The following is a 20,139-nucleotide window of genomic DNA, read 5'->3' as shown; positions in this document are numbered from 1 at the left end:
TCGTTTATTTAGTTATAAAAACCAAGTATACGTTTTCATCATCTATAAAAACGTGTATAATTTCATGAGAAGTAATTAAATTTGATGAATAATGAAAAATAATGTACACTACTGACTTACGCTTACAAATCATAAACGACATAAATTCGGACATTATGACATTTCTCTACATAAAGTGTTTATGCTATAGATAAGGATAAGTGTATCCAGTAAAAGGAGTGGTTTTAGGATGAGCAATATTACGATCTACGATGTAGCGAGAGAAGCTAATGTAAGCATGGCAACCGTTTCCCGTGTCGTGAACGGCAACCCGAATGTAAAACCGACAACGAGAAAAAAAGTCTTGGAAGCCATTGAACGTCTCGGTTACCGTCCAAACGCGGTGGCAAGAGGACTGGCAAGTAAAAAAACAACAACTGTAGGTGTCATCATTCCCGATATCTCAAGCATTTTCTATTCAGAGCTTGCGCGCGGAATTGAAGATATCGCGACAATGTATAAATACAATATTATTTTGAGCAACTCTGACCAAAACATGGAGAAAGAGCTGCACTTGTTAAACACAATGCTCGGCAAACAAGTGGACGGCATCGTGTTTATGGGCGGAAACATTACGGACGAGCATGTGGCGGAATTTAAGCGTTCTCCAGTGCCGATTGTACTTGCCGCTTCTGTAGAAGAGCAGGAGGAAACACCGTCAGTCGCTATCGATTACGAACAGGCGATTTATGATGCCGTGAAGCTTTTGGTTGATAAAGGACATACAGACATCGCGTTCGTTTCCGGACCAATGGCAGAACCGATCAACCGTTCGAAAAAACTCCAAGGCTACAAACGTGCGCTTGAAGAAGCGAACCTTCCGTTTAATGAACAATTTGTAGCTGAAGGGGATTACACATATGATTCCGGACTCGAAGCACTGCAGCATCTGATGAGCCTGGATAAAAAACCGACAGCCATTCTTTCTGCAACTGATGAAATGGCACTCGGCATTATCCATGCCGCTCAGGATCAGGGCTTATCCATTCCGGAGGATCTCGACATTATCGGCTTTGATAATACAAGATTAAGCCTCATGGTTCGTCCTCAGCTTTCAACAGTTGTTCAGCCGACATATGATATCGGCGCCGTTGCGATGAGACTGCTGACGAAGCTCATGAATAAAGAGCCGGTTGAAGAGCATATCGTCGAACTGCCGCACCGTATAGAGCTTAGAAAGTCAACCAAGTCATAAGAAAAACAAAGAGCAAGCTTCACCTTTATGGTGAATTCTTGCTTTTTTCATGGGGAGAAATGATGAAACGTTTTGATTATCTTACACCTGTTGGATTTGTGTTAGGAACGATTATTATTGTTATCGGGATTATTTCAGGATCGGGAGTAAGCGGTTTCCGCTCTTTTCTTGATCTGACCTCTTTCTTCATCGTAACAGGGGGACTTTGCGCCGCTGTTTTTATCAGTTTTCCGCCAAGAGAGCTGAAAAAAGCGCCCTCTGTGTTAAAGCAGGCATTCATCCGCCAGGAAGACAATGTGAAAGATCTTGTGAAAACCTTTGTTTCCCTTTCCGATCACGCGCGAAAACACGGGCTTTTATCATTGGATGATCAGGCTCGGGAAATCAAAGATCCATTCTTGAAAAAAGGGCTGCTTTTAGCGATTGACGGCTGGGATGAAGAAACGATTCGGCTCGTCATGGATTCAGAAATCGCAGCAATGGAGGAACGGCACCGAAAAGGGCGGCGAGTTTTTGAAAAAGCGGGAGAATTCGCTCCGGCATGGGGAATGATCGGAACACTCGTCGGGCTTGTGCTGATGCTCAAAAACTTAAACGACCCGCATATGCTCGGACCAAACATGGCCATTGCGCTTCTGACGACTTTATATGGTTCATTACTGGCAAATATGGTCTTCAACCCGATCGCGGCTAAGCTTGAAGAGAAAACAGAAAGTGAAATTTTCATCAAGCAGGTAATGGTGGAAGGGATTATCGGTGTTCAATCCGGAAAAAACCCGCGCAACCTTGAAAGCCAGCTGGTCGTTTTCAGCTCACGGGAAGAATGGCAGAAGCAGCCAAAACAAGTAAAAACAAAAAAGGGATCTGTACATGAAGCTTAGAAGAGAACGTTTTGAAAGAAGGAATGGAAGCGGAAAAAACAGTCAATCTTCATCCAGCTGGATGGTAACCTTTACAGATTTGATCACCTTGATCCTTGTGTTCTTTATTTTACTCTTTTCGATGTCCCAAATCGATCTGCAAAAATTTAAAGCGGCAGTGGACTCGATCCAGAAGGAAGGCAACGGGCTTCAGCCGGACCAAACATCCATAGAAAAAAAGAATACATCCCCATCTGATACGAAGAAGCAAGAGGATCAGCAGGATCAGCTTCTCAAGAAAGTAAATACATATATAAAAGACAATCATTTGAAGGCCCAAATGACAGCCAAACGGGATGAACGCGGTGTCGTGCTCGTTCTTCAGGAGGCTGTGCTGTTTGATACAGGTGAGGCAAAGGTGCTGAAAAATGCCGAAACACTTCTTCACCAAATTGCCGTTCTTCTTCAAACAATTCCAAATGACATTCAGGTGGAGGGGCATACAGACAGCCGAAACATTTCGACATACCGATACCCGTCGAACTGGGAGCTATCAGCAGCACGGGCAAGTGGAGTGATTCAATACTTCACGTCTAAAGAGAAGCTTCCCTCCAAGCGCTTTATTGCTGTCGGTTATGCGGATACAAAGCCGGTGAAGGATAACAAGACAAATGAACACATGAAGGAAAATCGGCGTGTGGAAATAGTGATAAAAAAATCAAAAACGACCTCTTCGTAAAGGTCGTTTTTTACTTTGTTCTTTGCTGTTCAGAACGTATCGCATATAATGCTTTGCTGACAGTTTGGGCATTTTTTTCTGTGATTTCAGGCTTGCGGGGAATCGGAGGATATAAATCAGCCGGATCGCTCCAGCTCGACGGAAGGGCCACGGGGCATTGTTTTTGCCATTTAGCAATCCATTCCGGCGGGATCTCGTGTCCCGGGTCAATTCCCTTCATTTCAAGCCATATTCTGGCCCAGGCGCGAGGCACGACACGCCAAATATCATATCCTCCGCCTCCGACTGCAATCCATTTCCCTCCGCAATATTGATGAGCCAAAGTGTGTGCAAGACGGGGGATTTCTTCGTATATATTGATTGTTGCTGATAAATGCGTCAGCGGGTCGTAGTAATGGGCATCGGCGCCGTTTTGGCTGATAATGACATCAGGCTCGAAATACGCGGCGACTTCTGAAGCTGCTGTCCGGTAAGCCTCAAGAAAAGAATCATCCTCTGTAAAAGCGTCAAGCGGGATATTAAAGGAATAGCCATATCCTTTTCCGCTGCCTTTTTCTTGGATCTGACCGGTTCCAGGGAATAAATACCTTCCTGTTTCATGAATGGACAGCGTGCATACGTCAGGATTATCGTAAAATGTAAATTGCACACCGTCCCCGTGGTGGGCGTCCGTATCAATATAAAGCACTCTGGCGCTATATTTTTTCTGGATATATTGAATCGCCACAGCGCTGTCGTTGTATATGCAGAACCCTGATGCTCTCCCGCGAAAGCCATGATGAAGCCCTCCGCCAAGGTTTGCCGCATGCAGGGCTTGTCCTGACATGACCCAGTCTGCGGCCGTTAAAGTGCCGCCGACCAAGAGTGATGCCGCTTCGTGCATGCCGGCAAAGACGGGTGTGTCTTCAGTGCCGAGCCCGTAGCTTTCTCCTTCTTCAGCGGGAAGCTTTCCGGCGCCCGCAAGCTTTACGGCCTGAATATAATCGTCCGTGTGGACAAGGGAAAGCTCCTCTTCTGAAGCGAGTCTGGGGGTGACAATGTCTCCATCATCAAAGGCATTGATCGTCTTAAGCAAATCATATGTTAACAGAACCCGCTGCTGATTAAAGGGATGCTCCTGATGAAACATATAGGTTTGGTAGGATGGAGAATAAATAAATACACTGTCTCTCATAGCAGGTCCCTTTGCTCTGACGGCCATACGACGTGGTGTCCATTTCTTTGTAATGCCTGCAAAAACGGCAGCGGATTCATCGTTTTTACACGGAAGACAAGGACTTTTACACCGGGATCGTCATGCGGATAAACAAGCACGCTTAATATTTTCACTTGAAGGTCTTGGCAAAGACTGCTGATCTCAGCGAGGCTTTTGGTGATGTCGTTTACTTTTATCTCAATTTGCGATCCCGGCTGGTCAGCGCCTGTCAATTTGACAAACGTCCGCAGCAAATCGGTTTTTGTTAAAATGCCTATTAATTTTTGATGGTGCACCACTGGAAGGCAGCCGATGCCATGCTCGTAGAACACGGCTGATATTTCTTCGACAAAATCTAACGGGTGGGCGCAGACAACATCCTTTTTCATAATTGAATCTACGCTTCGTGTGAGAAATAGGCTTCGTTTGTTTTCTTCAAAAATACTCGGGCTGGCCTGTTTCATGTCTCTGTCTGTAATCATGCCGATCACGTGTCGTTCTTCATCTACAACAGGCAGATGTCTGATATGGAATTCCTTCAGTTTGCATATGGCTGTTTCAAGCGTATCTGTCTTCGTTAATGTAATGACATCTCTTTTCATGATTTGCTCAACAATCATTATTTTTTCCCCTTTGCCAGTGTCAGTTAATACATATAACGATGATAAAAACGGAGCCTGTCAAATTGCTCAATTGATTCTTGGCTGACGTTTTTTCCAATGCGGGCCATCAGACAGTTTGCAGGGTGGGAGCTGATCTCCGGCTCATCCGTTGCAAACCAGACCAATCCGCCTGCATTCATCATCTTTTCCATGATCTTTCTGTATTCCCACACATCTTTGTTCATCCCTTTTAAATCCCAATGCCAGTAATATTCTGTCGTCATCACAATGTAGTTTTCCATTTGTTCATCCATCATGCTGACGGTCAGGAGCGTCTTTCCGACAGCGCATCCCCGATAGTCCGGCGCTACTTCGATGGCTCCGAGCTCAATCAAATCCTCCATATTTCCTTCAGACCATCTTTCGAGCGGGTCAGGATATAAATACGTGACATAGCCGACAATGGTTCGGCCGTCTCTGGCAATAATAATGCGCCCTTCGGGAAGGCCTGCAATGTCGACTAGCGCTTCATGCTGCTCGCGAGGCGGGCGAAATGCGGTTAAATCTTTATGAAACTCATAACCTGCCAAATCCTCTGGAGAGACAGGCCCTTCTATCAGTATAGAGCCGGTTGCTGTTTTGATGTTTGCTGAATGGTATGTTTTATGATGTTCCACTAATTCACCGTCCCATCAATTCTTATAAAAATACATGCCTTCTTTAAGAATACCAAATTATAAAGCGTTTTCAAAATGGTTTATATTTTAAAAATTGAGAAGAATATGAATATATACTATAATAATTGTGACAACTTCAGCAAAGGGGGATGTTTGGGCATGAATTTGAAAGCGTTACCAGCAATAGAGGGGGATCATAACTTAAAAAACTATGAAGAAACGTACCGGCATTTTGATTGGGCCGAGGCGGAGAAACATTTCTCTTGGCATGAGACAGGGAAACTGAATGCGGCGTATGAAGCGATTGACCGCCATGCCGAATCGTTTCGAAAAAACAAAGTAGCGCTTTATTATAAAGACGCAAAAAGGGATGAAAAATACACGTTTAAAGAAATGAAGGAAGAATCAAACAGAGCCGGGAATGTGCTGAGACGGTATGGAAATGTGGAAAAAGGGGACCGCGTTTTTATTTTTATGCCGAGATCACCCGAGCTTTATTTTATTATGCTTGGCGCAATCAAAATTGGCGCCATCGCCGGGCCGCTGTTCGAAGCATTTATGGAGGGAGCGGTGAAAGACCGGCTTGAAAACAGTGAGGCAAAGGTTGTTGTCACAACACCTGAGCTGCTGGAGAGAATACCGGTAGACAAACTGCCTCACTTGCAGCATGTCTTCGTAGTCGGGGGAGAGGCTGAGAGCGGCACGAATATCATCAATTATGATGAAGCAGCGAAACAGGAAAGCACAAGACTGGATATCGAATGGATGGATAAAAAAGACGGCTTTCTGCTTCACTATACATCAGGTTCCACTGGTACGCCAAAGGGCGTGCTGCATGTCCATGAAGCGATGATTCAGCAATATCAAACAGGAAAGTGGGTCCTTGATTTAAAGGAAGAAGACATTTATTGGTGCACGGCTGATCCAGGCTGGGTGACAGGTACGGTATACGGCATTTTTGCACCGTGGCTGAACGGAGCGACAAATGTCATCGTCGGCGGACGTTTCAGCCCGGAAAGCTGGTATGGAACGATTGAACAGCTTGGCGTCAATGTCTGGTACAGCGCGCCGACAGCTTTTCGGATGCTGATGGGAGCGGGAGATGAAATGGCTGCGAAATATGATCTAACTTCACTCCGGCATGTGCTCAGTGTCGGTGAGCCGCTAAATCCGGAAGTCATCAGATGGGGACATAAAGTTTTTAACAAACGAATCCATGATACCTGGTGGATGACCGAAACGGGCAGTCAGCTCATCTGCAACTATCCTTGCATGGATATTAAACCGGGTTCAATGGGTAAGCCGATTCCAGGAGTGGAGGTAGCGATCGTTGACAATCAAGGCAACGAGCTTCCCCCGTACCGAATGGGCAATCTCGCCATCAAAAAGGGCTGGCCTTCCATGATGCATACCATTTGGAATAACCCTGAAAAGTATGAATCGTATTTCATGCCGGGCGGCTGGTATGTGTCTGGGGATTCTGCTTACATGGATGAAGAGGGATACTTTTGGTTCCAAGGCAGAGTTGATGACGTCATCATGACCTCCGGTGAGCGCGTCGGCCCATTTGAAGTGGAAAGCAAGCTTGTCGAACATCCGGCTATTGCAGAAGCAGGCGTAATCGGAAAGCCTGACCCGGTGCGTGGAGAAATCATTAAAGCCTTTATTGCACTCAGGGAAGGATTTGAGCCGTCTGATAAACTGAAAGAAGAGATCCGCCTATTTGTAAAGCAGGGTCTTGCAGCCCATGCGGCTCCGCGTGAGATCGAATTTAAAGATAAACTTCCGAAAACCCGAAGCGGAAAGATCATGAGGCGCGTGCTGAAGGCATGGGAGCTTAATCTGCCGGCTGGAGATCTGTCAACAATGGAGGATTAAAAGGCGGCGTTGACACAGGATTTTATTTATGTTAAAAATGATATAGCTTCATATGAAAAGGTAAAGATTGAGACAAGTAGAATATCCTTACGTTCCAGAGAGCTGATGGCCGGTGAAAATCAGCACAGACGGATATATCGAATACACTCATGAACCGCTTTTGCAAACAAAGCCGCCCAGGCTTTCAGTAGTGAAAGAACGGACCTGATCCGTTATCAGGCAAAGTGATAAGACGAATGTTTGCATTCTCTTATTAGTAGGGTGGTACCGCGATAATCAATCGTCCCTTCGTGTAAACGAAGGGGCGTTTTTTATTTTAATCAAAAAAGGAGCTTTATCTTATGACAAACTTACTTGAAGACTTATCCTTCCGCGGATTGATTCAGCAAATGACAGATGAAGAAGGGTTAAATAAACAGCTGAATGAAGAAAAAATACGCTTGTACTCAGGCTTTGACCCGACAGCAGACAGCTTGCATATCGGACACCTGCTGCCTATTTTAACACTTCGACGTTTTCAGCTTGCAGGGCATCATCCGATTGCGCTTGTGGGCGGCGCGACGGGCCTCATCGGTGATCCAAGCGGAAAAAAAGCAGAGCGTACATTAAACACCGCTGACATCGTATCCGAATGGTCCCAAAAAATCAAAAACCAGCTGTCCAGATTTCTAGATTTTGAAGCAGCAGAAAACCCAGCTGTCATCGCGAACAACTTTGACTGGATCGGCAAAATGAATGTGATCGATTTCCTTCGTGACGTTGGTAAAAATTTCGGCATCAATTACATGCTGGCAAAAGATACGGTCAGCTCAAGAATTGAATCCGGCATCTCGTACACGGAATTCAGCTACATGATTCTTCAATCTTATGATTTCTTAAATCTTTACAGAGACAAAAACTGTAAACTGCAAATCGGCGGAAGCGATCAGTGGGGCAATATCACAGCGGGTCTTGAACTGATTAGAAAATCAGAAGAAGAAGGAGCAAAAGCGTTCGGCCTAACGATTCCGCTTGTCACAAAAGCAGACGGCACGAAGTTCGGAAAAACGGAAGGCGGCGCGATCTGGCTTGATAAAGAAAAAACATCGCCATATGAATTCTATCAATTCTGGATCAACACAGACGACCGTGACGTTGTCAAATACTTGAAATACTTTACGTTCCTTTCAAAAGAGGAAATTGAAGCATACGCTGAAAAAACAGAAACGGCGCCAGAAAAACGTGAAGCACAAAAACGCCTGGCAGAAGAAGTGACATCACTTGTTCACGGACGCGAGGCGCTAGAGCAAGCCATCAACATCTCCCAAGCGCTGTTCAGCGGCAATATTAAAGAGCTTTCCGCTCAAGACGTAAAAGTAGGCTTTAAAGATGTTCCTTCTATGGAAGTTGACAGCACCCAAGAGCTTTCACTTGTAGATGTGTTGGTGCAATCTAAATTATCTCCTTCTAAACGCCAAGCGCGTGAAGACATCCAAAACGGAGCTGTTTACATTAACGGCGAACGCCAGACGGAAATAAATTATACCCTATCAGCAGAAGACCGTATTGAAAATCAATTTACTGTTCTGCGCCGCGGAAAGAAAAAATATTTCCTTGTGACGTATAAATAAGAAAAAGATCCTTTGCCACTGAAGGCAAAGGATCTTTTTGTTTACCGCATAGGAATGAAAGGAAAAGAGTATATTAGATAGGGCAAACACGACCAATCACCACCTTTTAAATGAAAGGAGCGCTAAAGTGTGAATCTCATGTGTACGATTGCAAAAGAACGGCTGCAGCGGGATTATTGGGATCAGCAGGCGCAAGATAGTGTTGGCCAGCAAGAGGCGAATGACGAAACAGACGATAAAAAAACCCCGACCGCATAGCGGCAGGGGTTTTTAAAACGATTAACGAGAGTAGAACTCAACGATAAGCGCTTCGTTAATTTCCGGAGCAAGTTCAGAACGCTCAGGAAGACGAGTGAAAGTACCTTCAAGCTTTTCAGCGTCGAAAGTAAGGTATTCAGGAACGAAGTTGTTCACTTCAACAGATTCTTTGATGATAGAAAGGTTTCTTGATTTTTCGCGAACACCGATTGTTTGACCAGGTTTCACTAGGTAAGACGGGATGTCAACGCGGCTTCCGTCTACAAGAATGTGACCGTGGTTAACCAATTGGCGAGCTTGACGGCGAGTACGTGCTAAACCTAGCTTGTACACAACGTTATCAAGACGAGAATCTAAAAGAATCATGAAGTTTTCACCGTGTTTACCAGCTAGTTTGCCAGCTTTGTCAAACAAAGTGCGGAATTGACGTTCGTTTACACCGTACATGTGACGAAGCTTTTGCTTTTCTTGCAATTGCAAACCGTATTCTGATAATTTTTTACGTTGTCCTGGGCCGTGTGGACCTGGAGCGTAAGGGCGTTTTTCTAATTCTTTTCCTGTACCGCTAAGAGAGATTCCTAGACGGCGGGACAGTTTCCAAGATGGACCTGTATAGCGAGCCATAATGTGACTCCTCCTTTGGTTTTATTTTTGTGGAAAATAAAAACCGTCTGCTCTATTCGACCATGCACATTTTGTTTTCATGTATCCTCGCTCCAGCAGCAGAGAGTTACACGATACACCTTATTGATAAGGAACAAAATGAAAACATAGAAGCTGAACAAAAAGGCTGCAATATTTCACACAAAGGTCATTATATAATTTATTTGTTTTGAAGTCAACCATTCCTCCATTATTGCTTCACCGTTTATGATATAATAAACAAAAATTAGTGGTAAACTTTTAGGTGATAAAAACATGGTAGAACAAACTAAAGATCAATTATCCGCCTTTCATTATCATATGCTCGATTTTTTATTAACCAAATCTGAAAAAGTCACATTCACCGACTCTTTCATATGGCTGATTTCTGCTATTCAAACCTATTTTTCAACCCTTTGTGTTTCGCTTACACCGTCATCATCAGACTTTGTGACAAAACTGGCAGATGGTGAAGCGCATTTTTCCGCTTCAAAAATAAACGCATCATGTTATCTAATTGAGGACGGCTCCGGCAGGTGTTTCCATCTTGCGTGCAGGCAGGATGAAGAGATTCCTGAAGGGCTTCCGGAGGTGGTTGCTTCATTTTTAAACCAGTCGATGAAACAGGAAAGACTCTATAACAAAACGATCTACCAAAAAAAGATATACAAAATGACAGAGCTGTTCCATTCACTGCTTGATCAGACAGATGTGCTGAAGCAGCTTTTAGAAAGCTTGACCAGCACATTTTCTCTTTTTGAGTTTTCTTTATTTATATCGCACGATCAAGACCAATGTTTAGGGATTCCTGCAAAAGAGCTGTATATGGAAGGGGAAAAATCCGATTCCTTTGCGCTCAAAGTGTATTTGTCCGGAGACATTTTGCGGAAAAATGAATCTGCCGCTTATATTCCGATCAAAGGACAGCAGGGCACATACGGGGTGTTGAAGGCTGAAGGAACGGGAGACGGCTTTCTTACTGATGCCTGCCTTGATGAAATGTCGCTGTTAGCAAACGCCGCGGGAAAAGCGTTTGAAAATGCCCAGCTCTACGAACAATCCAAAGCAAGCATCGCAAATTTGGAATTGATTAATGAAACATCACGACGCCTGAATCAGCGGCTGACATTGACTGATACAATGAATGATCTGGCTGTGAGAATGGCAGAATCGTTTCAGGCAGAAGAAGTGGGATTTTTTCATATAGACCATTTTGAAAATCTAAAATTGCTTCCAGGCGGCACAGCATTTTTTAAAGAAGCGAAACCGTCAGATTTTTATAATGAGCTGAAAGAAAAGCTGTATGAAGGTGAAAAAGGGGTTTTCATCGGGAATGGCCAGTCTGTTTTTGGGAAGGCGGGGTACGGCTCGCTGATGGCTGCTCCGATGATTCAAAACGACCGGCTTTTAGGCTTTGCGGTTTTATTGAAACAGGAGCTGTACGCTTTTACATTTGAAATGTACAAGCTGTTTCAGGCGCTGATTCATCACGCGACACTGGCTGTAACCAATTCAATGCTTCGCGACCGCCTTGAGCATCTCGTGAAAACAGATCAGCTGACTGAACTGTATTCACGAGCGTATTTAGATGAAAAAATTCAATACAGCATGAAAATCCATCAAAAGGGTGTTTTTATTCTTGTTGATATTGATAATTTTAAAAATGTAAATGATACGTACGGCCATCAGACTGGGGACGAGATTTTAATTCAAGTCGCTTCAGTGATTAAAAGCAACATCCGAAAGCATGATGTCGGTGCCCGCTGGGGAGGAGAGGAGCTGGCGATTTATTTGCCAAATGTGCCGGTTGCAGTGGGGAAACGGATTACTGAGCGACTGGTTTACGCGGTCAGAAAAAATACGAAACCCGAGGTAACCATTTCCTGCGGTATCTCCTGCTGGACGACAGAAACAAAAAAGTCGCTGAAAGAGCTTGTGCATGAGGCAGACGAAGCGCTCTACAGCGCGAAACGGAGCGGGAAAAACCGCTTGATGGTTCATGACTCAATAAAATAAAAAAAGCCCAAAACGATATCAGTTTTGGGCTTTTATATTACTGCGCTAACGCTTTTTCTAGCGTTTCGGCAAATTGAGTTAAGTATTTTTCATCAATTTCGTCGAAACGGTTTTTCACTGGGCTGTCGATGTCCAAGACGCCGACAATTTTTCCGTCTACACGAATCGGAAGCACAATTTCTGATTGAGACGCTGCATCGCAGGCGATATGTCCCGGAAACGAGTTTACATCCTCAACACGTTCCACTTTTCCGTTTGCGTACGCTGTGCCACAAACCCCTCTGCCGAAAGGAATCCGAACACATGCCGGCAGGCCTTGGAACGGACCTAACACAAGCTGTCCATCCTCTTCTTTGGCAAAATAGAAACCCGCCCAGTTGACTTCAGGCAGCGAATGATACAGCAGTGCTGAGGCATTTGCATAGTTAGCTATTTGGTCTGTTTCGTCTTCGGTCATGGCTTCGAGCTGTTTTAGCAGAAGCTGATAGTCTTTTTCTTTATCTCCAGATTGTTTTTCGACATGGAACATGGAAAACCCTCACTTTTTCTATAATATAAAACAAAGTTCCGGCTTTTCTGCCGGCATTTGTCGATAAGTTCTTACAGGAACAGCGGCTTTCTGCTTGAATAGTATCAAGAGGAAGGAGTGAGCCGTATGAAAGTAAGCACCAAAGACAAAATTATTGAATCTGCTGTCATGCTTTTTAACCAAAAAGGATTTTCTGGCACGTCTGTCCGTGAAATCGCAAAGTCAGCTGATGTAAATGTTGCGCACATCTCCTACTATTTTAAAGGCAAAGGAGGCTTGATGGAACACTTAGTTTCAGAGTTTTACGAGGGCTACAGCAAAACGCTTGAAACAGCGGCAAGCAATATCTCTTCTCAAAGCACTCAGGAACAGCTTCTTCAATTGGTTTTCGATATTTTATCCTATCAGCATAATCATCGTCAATTAACTCGTTTTGTCTACCGGGAAGTCACAATTGACTCCACATTAATCAGGGAAATTATGTCGACATATCTAATGAAGGAAAAGTATATCTTCCAGCTGATCATTGAGGAAGGAGAAAAACAGCGTGAATATTTAACGCTGCCGCTGCCTCATTTTATTCTCCAATTAAAATCTCTCTTGATGATGCCCTATCTCCAGCCTCAATATATTTCAGAAGTACTCTACATGCAGCCGCACGAGCCGTATTTTTATAAAATGTATTTTGAAGAAATCAAGATTTGGATCAGAAGCGTCTTCCGGACAGGAGACGTGGCGCTCACCAACTAGCACCGTTCCAAAAACGCCTCATACGCATATCCGACATCTCCCGCTTGATGGGCATCTGACCCAAACACAAGCGGGATCTTCTTTTGCTTCGCTTCATTCAGCATCCAATCCTCGATATAAATACCGCCAGCGTAAGTTTTTCTTAAGCCGGAAGTATTGAAGTCGAGCTCCATTCCGTTTTCTTCAATGGCATTCAGGCACAGGGAAACGAGGCCGCGAATATGTTCTGACATGCTGTATGGAAACAGCTTGATGAATTTTTGGACGAGTGTGATGTGACCGACTCTTTTTGGCTTATAAACGCCGAGAGATGCTACAATGGAAGAATAGATACTCCGGTAATATTGTTCATATACCGCTTCAATGCTTCCGCAGGCTGAAATTAGCTCTTTGAAGGTATGCTCGTCATAATCAAGGCATAGATAGGAAGAGTCTGTGCGCAAAAAATGAACGGATAAGATGCTGTCATCTAAATATGGCCCGTATGTGTCTAGGAATAATGTAATTTCGTCTTCAAATTCAGCGATATAATCGACTTCAAGTCCTGTCCGTATGCTAAGCTGTCCGCGATATTCTTTTTTTAATCCGGAAATTTCATGAATATAGCGTTCCAAAGAAGCTTGCGCCATCGCGCTGTCTTTCAGCGGCGTGGGATCGGTAAAAGAGGGCGGCAATGGGGCGTGTTCGGTAAAAGTAATCGATTCGAACCCTTTTTTTAAGGCTTCTTCTGCATATTGTCTGAGTGTGTCATTGGAGCCGTGAGGGCAAAATGGTGTGTGAATATGTCCGTCTCGCTTTTGCATTGATGTCACCCCATGAAAAAATAGTCAAATCCTGCCGATTTTGCACAAAAAGTTTTTGATTTCTGGTCAAAAAATGTTTGTTACATGGTATCATAATAACAATGAAAACGACAGTTTTTCTCAATACATATCCTGAAATCTTTCTGAATAAATAAAACACCCTGACAGATTAAGGTAAACAGCAAGGGGGCTCATTATGGAGTTTGTCATTGGATTATTAATTGTACTGCTTGCGCTGTTTGCGGCAGGCTACTTTTTCAGGAAAAAAGTCTACGCCGAAATCGACCGGCTGGAATCGTGGAAGATTGAAATTCTAAATCGGTCGATCGTGGAAGAAATGTCTAAAATAAAACATTTAAAAATGACGGGTCAGACAGAAGAGTTCTTTGAGAAGTGGCGTGAAGAATGGGATGAGATTGTCACAGCCCACATGCCGAAAGTTGAAGAGCTCCTTTATGATGCCGAGGAAAATGCAGACAAATACCGGTTTAAAAAGGCCAATCAAGTGCTCGTTCATATCGACGACCTGCTGACAGCGGCTGAATCAAGCATTGAAAAGATTCTTCGGGAAATCAGCGATCTTGTCACAAGTGAGGAAAAGAGCCGTGAAGAGATTGAACAGGTGAGGGAGCGCTATTCGAAATCTCGAAAAAACCTGCTGGCTTACAGCCACCTTTACGGGGAGCTTTATGACAGCCTTGAAAAGGATCTGGACGAAATTTGGAGCGGCATCAAACAATTTGAAGAAGAAACAGAAGGCGGAAACTATATTACTGCACGAAAAGTACTGCTTGAGCAGGACCGCAATCTTGAACGGCTTCAGTCATACATAGATGATGTGCCGAAGCTGTTAGCTGACTGTAAACAGACGGTGCCCGGACAGATTGCAAAGCTCAAGGATGGCTATGGCGAAATGAAAGAAAAAGGGTACAAGCTTGAGCATATCCAGCTTGATAAGGAATTAGAAAATCTGTCAAACCAGCTGAAACGAGCGGAACATGTCCTGATGACTGAGCTGGATATTGATGAAGCGTCCGCAATCCTGCAGCTCATTGACGAAAATATTCAATCTGTTTATCAGCAGCTGGAGGGCGAAGTTGAAGCCGGTCAATCCGTACTAAGCAAAATGCCTGAATTGATTATTGCTTACGACAAGCTTAAAGAAGAGAAAGAGCATACGAAAGCGGAAACTGAGCTGGTGAAGGAAAGCTACAGGCTGACAGCCGGTGAGCTCGGCAAACAGCAGGCTTTTGAAAAGCGCCTTGATGAAATTGGGAAGCTGCTATCATCCGTTAAAGATAAGCTCGATGCAGAGCATGTCGCTTACTCACTTTTAGTGGAAGAAGTTGCTTCAATAGAGAAGCAAATTGAAGAAGTGAAAAAAGAGCATGACGAGTATCGTGAAAATCTGCAAGCGCTGAGAAAAGAAGAGCTCCAGGCGAGGGAGACGCTCAGCAATTTGAAAAAAACAATTTCTGAGACAGCAAGACTGCTGAAGACTAGCAACATTCCAGGCATTCCGAGCCATATTCAAGAGATGCTGGAGAACGCGCATCATCACATTCAAGAAACAGTCAATCAACTAAACGAACTTCCATTAAATATGGAAGAAGCCGGAGCCCATTTGAAGCAAGCAGAAGAAATCGTCAACAGGGCAAGCCGGGAATCAGAGGAACTTGTCGAGCAGGTCATCCTCATTGAAAAAATCATTCAGTTCGGAAACCGGTTCAGAAGCCAGAATCATATTTTATCTGAACAGCTGAAAGAAGCGGAAAGACGTTTTTATGCTTTTGATTATGACGACTCTTATGAAATTGCAGCTGCCGCTGTAGAAAAGGCTGCGCCAGGTGCAGTTGAAAAAATCAAAGCAGACATATACGCTTAGATAATCACGACTATGAAAAAGAGCCCGCAGTGTAATGAGCAGGCTCTTTTTTTCATTGCAAAACGCCTGCGCAATAACGCAGGCGTTCTGTGACATTAACTTATTTCATTAAGCTGTTTGGATGGTCCGATGAATAAGGTCAGCACATAGCCGATAACCGCTCCGACGATTCCTGGAAGCACCCAGCCGATGCCGAGGCTGTAAAGAGGAAGATTCGCATTTAGAAACGCATCTAAAGATCCAAGTGAAAAACCGGCTGCTTTGATACCGTCTAAAATACTGAAAAGTCCTGTACCGATCAAGCATGCGATGTACACTTCGCGTCTTTCTTTAAAGATCTTATCGATGAAGGAAAGAACGATAATGACAATGGCAAGCGGATAGATAGCTGATAAAATAGGAACAGAAAACGCGATAATTTGCGCGAGTCCAAAATTCGCAATGATCAAGCTGAATAACGTGACAATCGTAACGACAATTTTATATGATAATGCCGGAATAAGTTTTGAAAAATATTGGCCGCAAGATGTGACAAGGCCGATGCTTGTTGTTAAACATGCGACTGTAATCGCTGCTCCGAGTACGATGTTGCCCAATGAACCGAATAAATAATGGGAAGATGCAGATAAAATTTTAGCTCCTTCACCAACAGGACCGATGGCATTTGTGCTTGTTGCACCTAAATAAGCAAGGGATACATAAATGAAAGTCAGGCCTAAAGCGGCAATCACACCTGCTTTAATGCAGGCTGCAGCAAGAGCTTTAGACTGTGTAACGCCTTTGCTTTTTACAGCATTTACAACGACAACGCCAAATACAATTGAAGCAAGTGCGTCCATTGTTTTATAGCCTTCTAAAAATCCTTTAAAAACCGGTGTTCCTTTATATGCTTCTGTCACGGCGCCCAATCCGCCCATCGGCGTGAAGATGGCTTTGAGAACAATGATTAAAATAATTGTGAATTTGATGGGAGTCAGAATTTTTCCGACTCGATCGACAACCTTAGATGGGTTTAACGCTAAATAGTACGTAACGCCGAAAAAGATAAGTGTAAATATTAATAAAGAAAGTCTTTCTGGTACGCCAGTCAAAAACGGAACAGCGCCAATTTCATATGAAACAGTTCCTGTTCTCGGGATGGCGAATAATGGTCCGATTGATAAATAAAGCACGACAGTAAAGATTGTGCCGAAAACAGGGTGCGCTTTGTCAGCAAGGCCTTTAGCGTCCTTACCGGTTAATGCGATGGCGATAATGCCGAGAAGCGGCAGGCCTACCCCTGTCAGTAAAAATCCGCCGATGGCCTTCCAGACGTTGTGTCCGGCTGCTTGTCCAAGTTCCGGCGGATAAATCATATTTCCTGCTCCAAAGAATAACGCAAATAGCATGAAACCAATAATAATGGTATCTTTGACAGGCAGTGAGTGTTTCATGAAAAAAATCCTCCTAATAATTATGTTAAAATATTCTGTCAATTAATTGTCAGATAATATGACGAAACGAACAAATCTTATTATATGGTAAAAAAATTAGAAGTCAATACTAGTTTTTCGTAATTTTCTATTAAATTTTGTTATGGTAACATAAATATCATACCTTGTACCGCTTTCATAAAGGAGTAAAAAAGATGATATATTTAGATAATAGTTCAACGACGAAGCCTTACGATGAAGTCTTGAACGTATATGAACAGACAAGCAGCCGATACTTTGGCAATCCTTCATCTTTGCACCGATATGGAGCCGAAACGGAACAGCTGCTTCAAGCAGCCAAAAATCAAATCAAAAGGTCCTTAGGCCTAAAAAAATATGATATTGTATTTACGTCAGGCGCCACAGAAGCCAATAATGCGGCTTTAAAAGGAGCGGCTTTGTCAAAGATAAAAACAGGCAAACATATCATTGCCACTTCTATTGAACATCCATCTGTTACGGAATCGTTAGAACAGCTGAAAGAGTTGTTCGGGTTTGATATCACTTATCTTTCTGTGAATGAAGACGGATTTGTTTCTATTGAAGATCTAAAAGCAGCCATCCGTCCCGATACCGTGCTTGTCAGTATGATGCATGTGAACAATGAAGTCGGTTCCGTGCAGCCGATTGAAGCGGCAGGGGAAGTGCTGAAGAAGCACCCGAACATTTTGTTCCACGTCGATTATGTGCAGGGCATCTATAAAGTGCCCTTGGCAATTGAAAAGGCCGGCATTGATCTATGTTCAATTTCGGGGCATAAATTTCACGGCCTAAAGGGGACAGGCGCACTTATTGTAAAAGAAGGAACACGCCTTATTCCGCTCATAACGGGAGGCTCTCAGCAAAAAGGCATACGGGCCGGAACAGAACATACTGCTGGAGCGGTTTCGCTTGCCAAGGCCATTAATCTTGCCTCTGCTGATTTTGACACACGGCTTGACACGATGACTGCCGCAAAGGAATTGTTTATGAAAAGGCTGAGTGAAATTGAGGGCGTCGTTATCAACACGCCTCAAATGAATAGCGCGCCGCACATTATTAATTTCTCTGTACCGGGGATTAAAGCGGAAGTGCTTTTACACATGCTTGAGGAACAGGATATTTTCGTCTCCACAACATCGGCTTGCTCGGCAAAAGAACATAAGCCCAGCAAGGTTCTCTTAGAGATGGGCAAAGGAGAGCAGATTGCCGGAAGCAGCATCAGAATCAGTTTAAATTACAGCCAGACAAGCGATGTGGCAGAACCGTTTATGAACACGCTTCGTCCTGGCATCAAAAAATTAAGGAAAATGATGAGGTAGAACATGAATTACGATCATATATTAATTCGTTTTGGGGAAATTTCGACCAAAGGCAAAAACAGAAAAAGCTTTATTGAGCGCTTAAAACAAAACATCAGACTCGTTTTGAAAGACTATCCGAATTTAAAATACTTTTCCAACAGGGATCGTATGACGATTACATTAAATGGAGAGGATCCTGAAGCTCTTTTTCCTCATTTAAAGCAAGTGTTTGGGATTCAAAGCTTCAGCCTGGCAATTAAATGTGACAGCCGCCTTGATGATATTAAGGCAACCGCACTAAAGGCTATCAAAGATCAGTATAAACCAGGTGATACGTTTAAAGTCGCGACAAAGAGAGCGTATAAGCAATTTGAATTAGATACAAACCAGATGAACGCTGAAATCGGCGGCCATATTTTGCGAAATACAGAAGGATTGACGGTCGATGTTCGCAACCCAGACATCCCGCTCAGAATCGAAATCAGGGAAGAAGCAACATTTTTGACAATTCGTGATGAAAAAGGTGCAGGCGGGCTGCCAGTTGGTTCAGCAGGAAAAGCGATGCTGATGCTTTCTGGCGGTTTTGACAGCCCTGTGGCCGGTTTTTATGCGATGAAACGGGGATTGTCGGTAGAAGCTGTTCATTTCTTCAGCCCGCCATACACAAGCGAGCGCGCAAAGCAAAAGGTAATGGATCTGGCGAAATGTCTGTCCCGTTTTGGGGGAAGCATGACACTTCATATTGTTCCATTTACAAAAACGCAAGAGCTCATCCAAAAACAAATTCCTGAAAATTACACAATGACGGCAACCCGCCGCCTCATGCTTCAGATAGCCGACAGAATCAGAGAAAAGAGAAACGGGCTTGCCATTATTACGGGAGAAAGCCTCGGTCAGGTAGCGAGCCAAACGCTTGAAAGCATGTATGCAATTAATGCGGTGACGTCAACACCGATTTTGCGTCCGCTAATCGCCATGGACAAAACAGAAATCATCGAAAAATCACGGGAAATTGGCACATATGAGACAAGCATTCAGCCGTTTGAAGACTGCTGCACGATCTTTACACCGCCAAGCCCGAAAACACGCCCTAAAAAAGAGAAAATTGAACACTTTGAAAGCTTTGTTGATTTCGAGCCGTATATTCAAGAAGCGGTAGATAACATTGAGACAATGACCCTGTATAGCGAACAAGAAGCTAACGATAAATTCGCTGAACTCTTTTAAATCAATTTTCAGCTCCTGTATACAATTACCAAAGTTTTTCTGAATGAAGCCATGTGTTTTGACACATTCTATACTCACAAGGAGGTGAGACACATGGCTAACAATAACTCAGGTAACAGCAACAACCTTTTAGTACCAGGAGCTGCTCAAGCGATCGACCAAATGAAATTAGAAATCGCTTCTGAATTCGGTGTAAACCTTGGAGCAGACACAACTTCTCGCGCTAACGGTTCTGTTGGAGGAGAGATCACAAAACGTCTTGTATCTTTTGCTCAACAAAACATGGGCGGAGGACAATTCTAATTTACAATTTCACATAATGGCTTAGGAGTGGGGGTATCCCCACTCCTTTTCATTTTTTACATATAAAAAAGGACCAGCGGCCTATAAAATCTATGTTTACAGAGGTTGCTTTTAGGCATATCCTTACGGAAAGAGCCTGTATTTATGTATAATGGGTGGAGAAAGTGAGGAGTTGT

The 20,139-nt window shown here is 43.7% G+C and carries 19 protein-coding genes and 1 other annotated feature; of the genes, 12 read left to right on the top strand and 7 right to left on the bottom strand.

The window, feature by feature from the left end; translation table 11 throughout:
- The first annotated feature begins 229 nt into the window (after positions 1-229).
- The 3 genes from ccpA (at position 230) to motS (ending at position 2,833) form a co-directional block, all read left to right on the top strand.
- The gene (gene ccpA / locus NSQ12_RS15745) at positions 230-1,234 is read left to right on the top strand and encodes a catabolite control protein A (protein ID WP_003229285.1); all 1,005 of its coding nucleotides are present in this window, start codon (positions 230-232) and stop codon (positions 1,232-1,234) included.
- A 62-nt stretch (positions 1,235-1,296) separates the two neighbouring features.
- Positions 1,297-2,115 (top strand): flagellar motor protein MotP, encoded by an 819-nt coding sequence (motP, locus tag NSQ12_RS15740; protein WP_014477672.1) that lies wholly within the window; start codon positions 1,297-1,299, stop codon positions 2,113-2,115.
- Positions 2,105-2,833: a flagellar motor protein MotS gene (gene motS / locus NSQ12_RS15735; RefSeq protein WP_003229290.1), complete on the top strand. Its 729-nt coding sequence runs from the start codon at positions 2,105-2,107 to the stop codon at positions 2,831-2,833. Before motP ends, motS begins: the two co-directional genes overlap by 11 nt.
- A 10-nt stretch (positions 2,834-2,843) precedes the next feature.
- On the opposite strand, the gene NSQ12_RS15730 is transcribed toward motS, so the two are convergent.
- From NSQ12_RS15730 to acuA, 3 genes are read right to left on the bottom strand one after another with little or no spacing between them, the layout of a single operon-like run.
- Positions 2,844-4,007, bottom strand: a complete 1,164-nt coding sequence (locus NSQ12_RS15730; protein ID WP_015251447.1) for an acetoin utilization protein AcuC — start codon at positions 4,005-4,007, stop codon at positions 2,844-2,846.
- Positions 4,004-4,648, bottom strand: coding sequence for an acetoin utilization AcuB family protein (locus NSQ12_RS15725; RefSeq protein ID WP_003229294.1), 645 nt, complete (start codon positions 4,646-4,648; stop codon positions 4,004-4,006). The genes NSQ12_RS15730 and NSQ12_RS15725 overlap by 4 nt, the downstream gene beginning before the upstream one ends.
- 26 nt (positions 4,649-4,674) lie before the next feature.
- Positions 4,675-5,307 (bottom strand): acetoin utilization protein acetyltransferase AcuA, encoded by a 633-nt coding sequence (gene acuA / locus NSQ12_RS15720; protein ID WP_029726417.1) that lies wholly within the window; start codon positions 5,305-5,307, stop codon positions 4,675-4,677.
- A 159-nt stretch (positions 5,308-5,466) separates the two neighbouring features.
- Here acuA and acsA point away from each other — a divergent pair, with 159 nt between their 5' ends.
- From acsA to NSQ12_RS15705, 3 genes are all read left to right on the top strand, one after another.
- The gene (gene acsA / locus NSQ12_RS15715) at positions 5,467-7,185 is read left to right on the top strand and encodes an acetate--CoA ligase (RefSeq protein ID WP_195727746.1); all 1,719 of its coding nucleotides are present in this window, start codon (positions 5,467-5,469) and stop codon (positions 7,183-7,185) included.
- Between the two features lie 54 nt (positions 7,186-7,239).
- Positions 7,240-7,476, top strand: a binding site (T-box leader).
- A 50-nt stretch (positions 7,477-7,526) separates the two neighbouring features.
- Positions 7,527-8,795 (top strand): tyrosine--tRNA ligase, encoded by a 1,269-nt coding sequence (tyrS, locus tag NSQ12_RS15710; RefSeq protein WP_014480566.1) that lies wholly within the window; start codon positions 7,527-7,529, stop codon positions 8,793-8,795.
- A 129-nt stretch (positions 8,796-8,924) separates the two neighbouring features.
- The gene (locus tag NSQ12_RS15705) at positions 8,925-9,053 is read left to right on the top strand and encodes a hypothetical protein (RefSeq protein ID WP_256682934.1); all 129 of its coding nucleotides are present in this window, start codon (positions 8,925-8,927) and stop codon (positions 9,051-9,053) included.
- 21 nt (positions 9,054-9,074) lie between these two features.
- Here the strand turns inward: NSQ12_RS15705 and rpsD are convergent, their stop codons facing one another.
- Positions 9,075-9,677 carry a 30S ribosomal protein S4 gene (rpsD, locus tag NSQ12_RS15700; RefSeq protein ID WP_003229304.1) on the bottom strand — a complete coding sequence of 201 codons (603 nt, stop codon included), beginning with the start codon at positions 9,675-9,677 and terminating at the stop codon, positions 9,075-9,077.
- A 294-nt stretch (positions 9,678-9,971) separates the two neighbouring features.
- Here rpsD and NSQ12_RS15695 point away from each other — a divergent pair, with 294 nt between their 5' ends.
- Entirely contained in the window at positions 9,972-11,711 is a 1,740-nt protein-coding gene (locus tag NSQ12_RS15695; protein WP_195727747.1) for a diguanylate cyclase, read from the top strand.
- 37 nt (positions 11,712-11,748) lie between these two features.
- Here the strand turns inward: NSQ12_RS15695 and NSQ12_RS15690 are convergent, their stop codons facing one another.
- A complete protein-coding gene (locus NSQ12_RS15690) occupies positions 11,749-12,240 on the bottom strand; it encodes a GAF domain-containing protein (protein WP_195727748.1) in 492 nt (163 codons plus the stop codon).
- Positions 12,241-12,366: 126 nt separating this feature from the next.
- On the opposite strand from NSQ12_RS15690, the gene refZ reads away from it, so the two are divergent.
- A complete protein-coding gene (gene refZ / locus NSQ12_RS15685; RefSeq protein WP_014477663.1) occupies positions 12,367-12,990 on the top strand; it encodes a transcriptional regulator RefZ in 624 nt (207 codons plus the stop codon).
- Here the strand turns inward: refZ and hisJ are convergent.
- Positions 12,987-13,793 carry a histidinol-phosphatase HisJ gene (gene hisJ / locus NSQ12_RS15680; protein WP_003229318.1) on the bottom strand — a complete coding sequence of 269 codons (807 nt, stop codon included), beginning with the start codon at positions 13,791-13,793 and terminating at the stop codon, positions 12,987-12,989. The two genes, refZ and hisJ, sit on opposite strands and share 4 nt — an antisense overlap.
- Positions 13,794-13,989: 196 nt before the next feature.
- Here hisJ and ezrA point away from each other — a divergent pair, with 196 nt between their 5' ends.
- Positions 13,990-15,678 carry a septation ring formation regulator EzrA gene (gene ezrA, locus NSQ12_RS15675; RefSeq protein WP_195727749.1) on the top strand — a complete coding sequence of 563 codons (1,689 nt, stop codon included), beginning with the start codon at positions 13,990-13,992 and terminating at the stop codon, positions 15,676-15,678.
- 95 nt (positions 15,679-15,773) lie between these two features.
- Here the strand turns inward: ezrA and brnQ are convergent, their stop codons facing one another.
- Positions 15,774-17,111, bottom strand: a complete 1,338-nt coding sequence (gene brnQ, locus NSQ12_RS15670; protein ID WP_017695726.1) for a branched-chain amino acid transport system II carrier protein — start codon at positions 17,109-17,111, stop codon at positions 15,774-15,776.
- A gap of 194 nt (positions 17,112-17,305) precedes the next feature.
- Between brnQ and NSQ12_RS15665 the strand changes: the two genes are divergently transcribed.
- The 3 genes from NSQ12_RS15665 to sspA all read left to right on the top strand — a co-directional run bounded on the left by NSQ12_RS15665 (position 17,306) and on the right by sspA (position 19,963).
- Entirely contained in the window at positions 17,306-18,451 is a 1,146-nt protein-coding gene (locus tag NSQ12_RS15665; protein WP_153529843.1) for a cysteine desulfurase family protein, read from the top strand.
- A gap of 3 nt (positions 18,452-18,454) precedes the next feature.
- Positions 18,455-19,660 carry a tRNA uracil 4-sulfurtransferase ThiI gene (thiI, locus tag NSQ12_RS15660; protein WP_003229326.1) on the top strand — a complete coding sequence of 402 codons (1,206 nt, stop codon included), beginning with the start codon at positions 18,455-18,457 and terminating at the stop codon, positions 19,658-19,660.
- A 93-nt stretch (positions 19,661-19,753) separates the two neighbouring features.
- Positions 19,754-19,963, top strand: a complete 210-nt coding sequence (gene sspA / locus NSQ12_RS15655) for an alpha type acid-soluble spore protein SspA (RefSeq protein WP_003223491.1) — start codon at positions 19,754-19,756, stop codon at positions 19,961-19,963.
- Positions 19,964-20,139: the final 176 nt, after the last annotated feature.

This window comes from Bacillus sp. PS95 (assembly GCF_037963565.1).
In the GTDB taxonomy this organism is placed as follows: Bacteria; Bacillota; Bacilli; order Bacillales; family Bacillaceae; genus Bacillus; species Bacillus subtilis.
The sequence above is the reverse complement of the archived record's forward strand: the minus strand, read 5'-3'. Positions and strand labels throughout refer to the sequence as shown.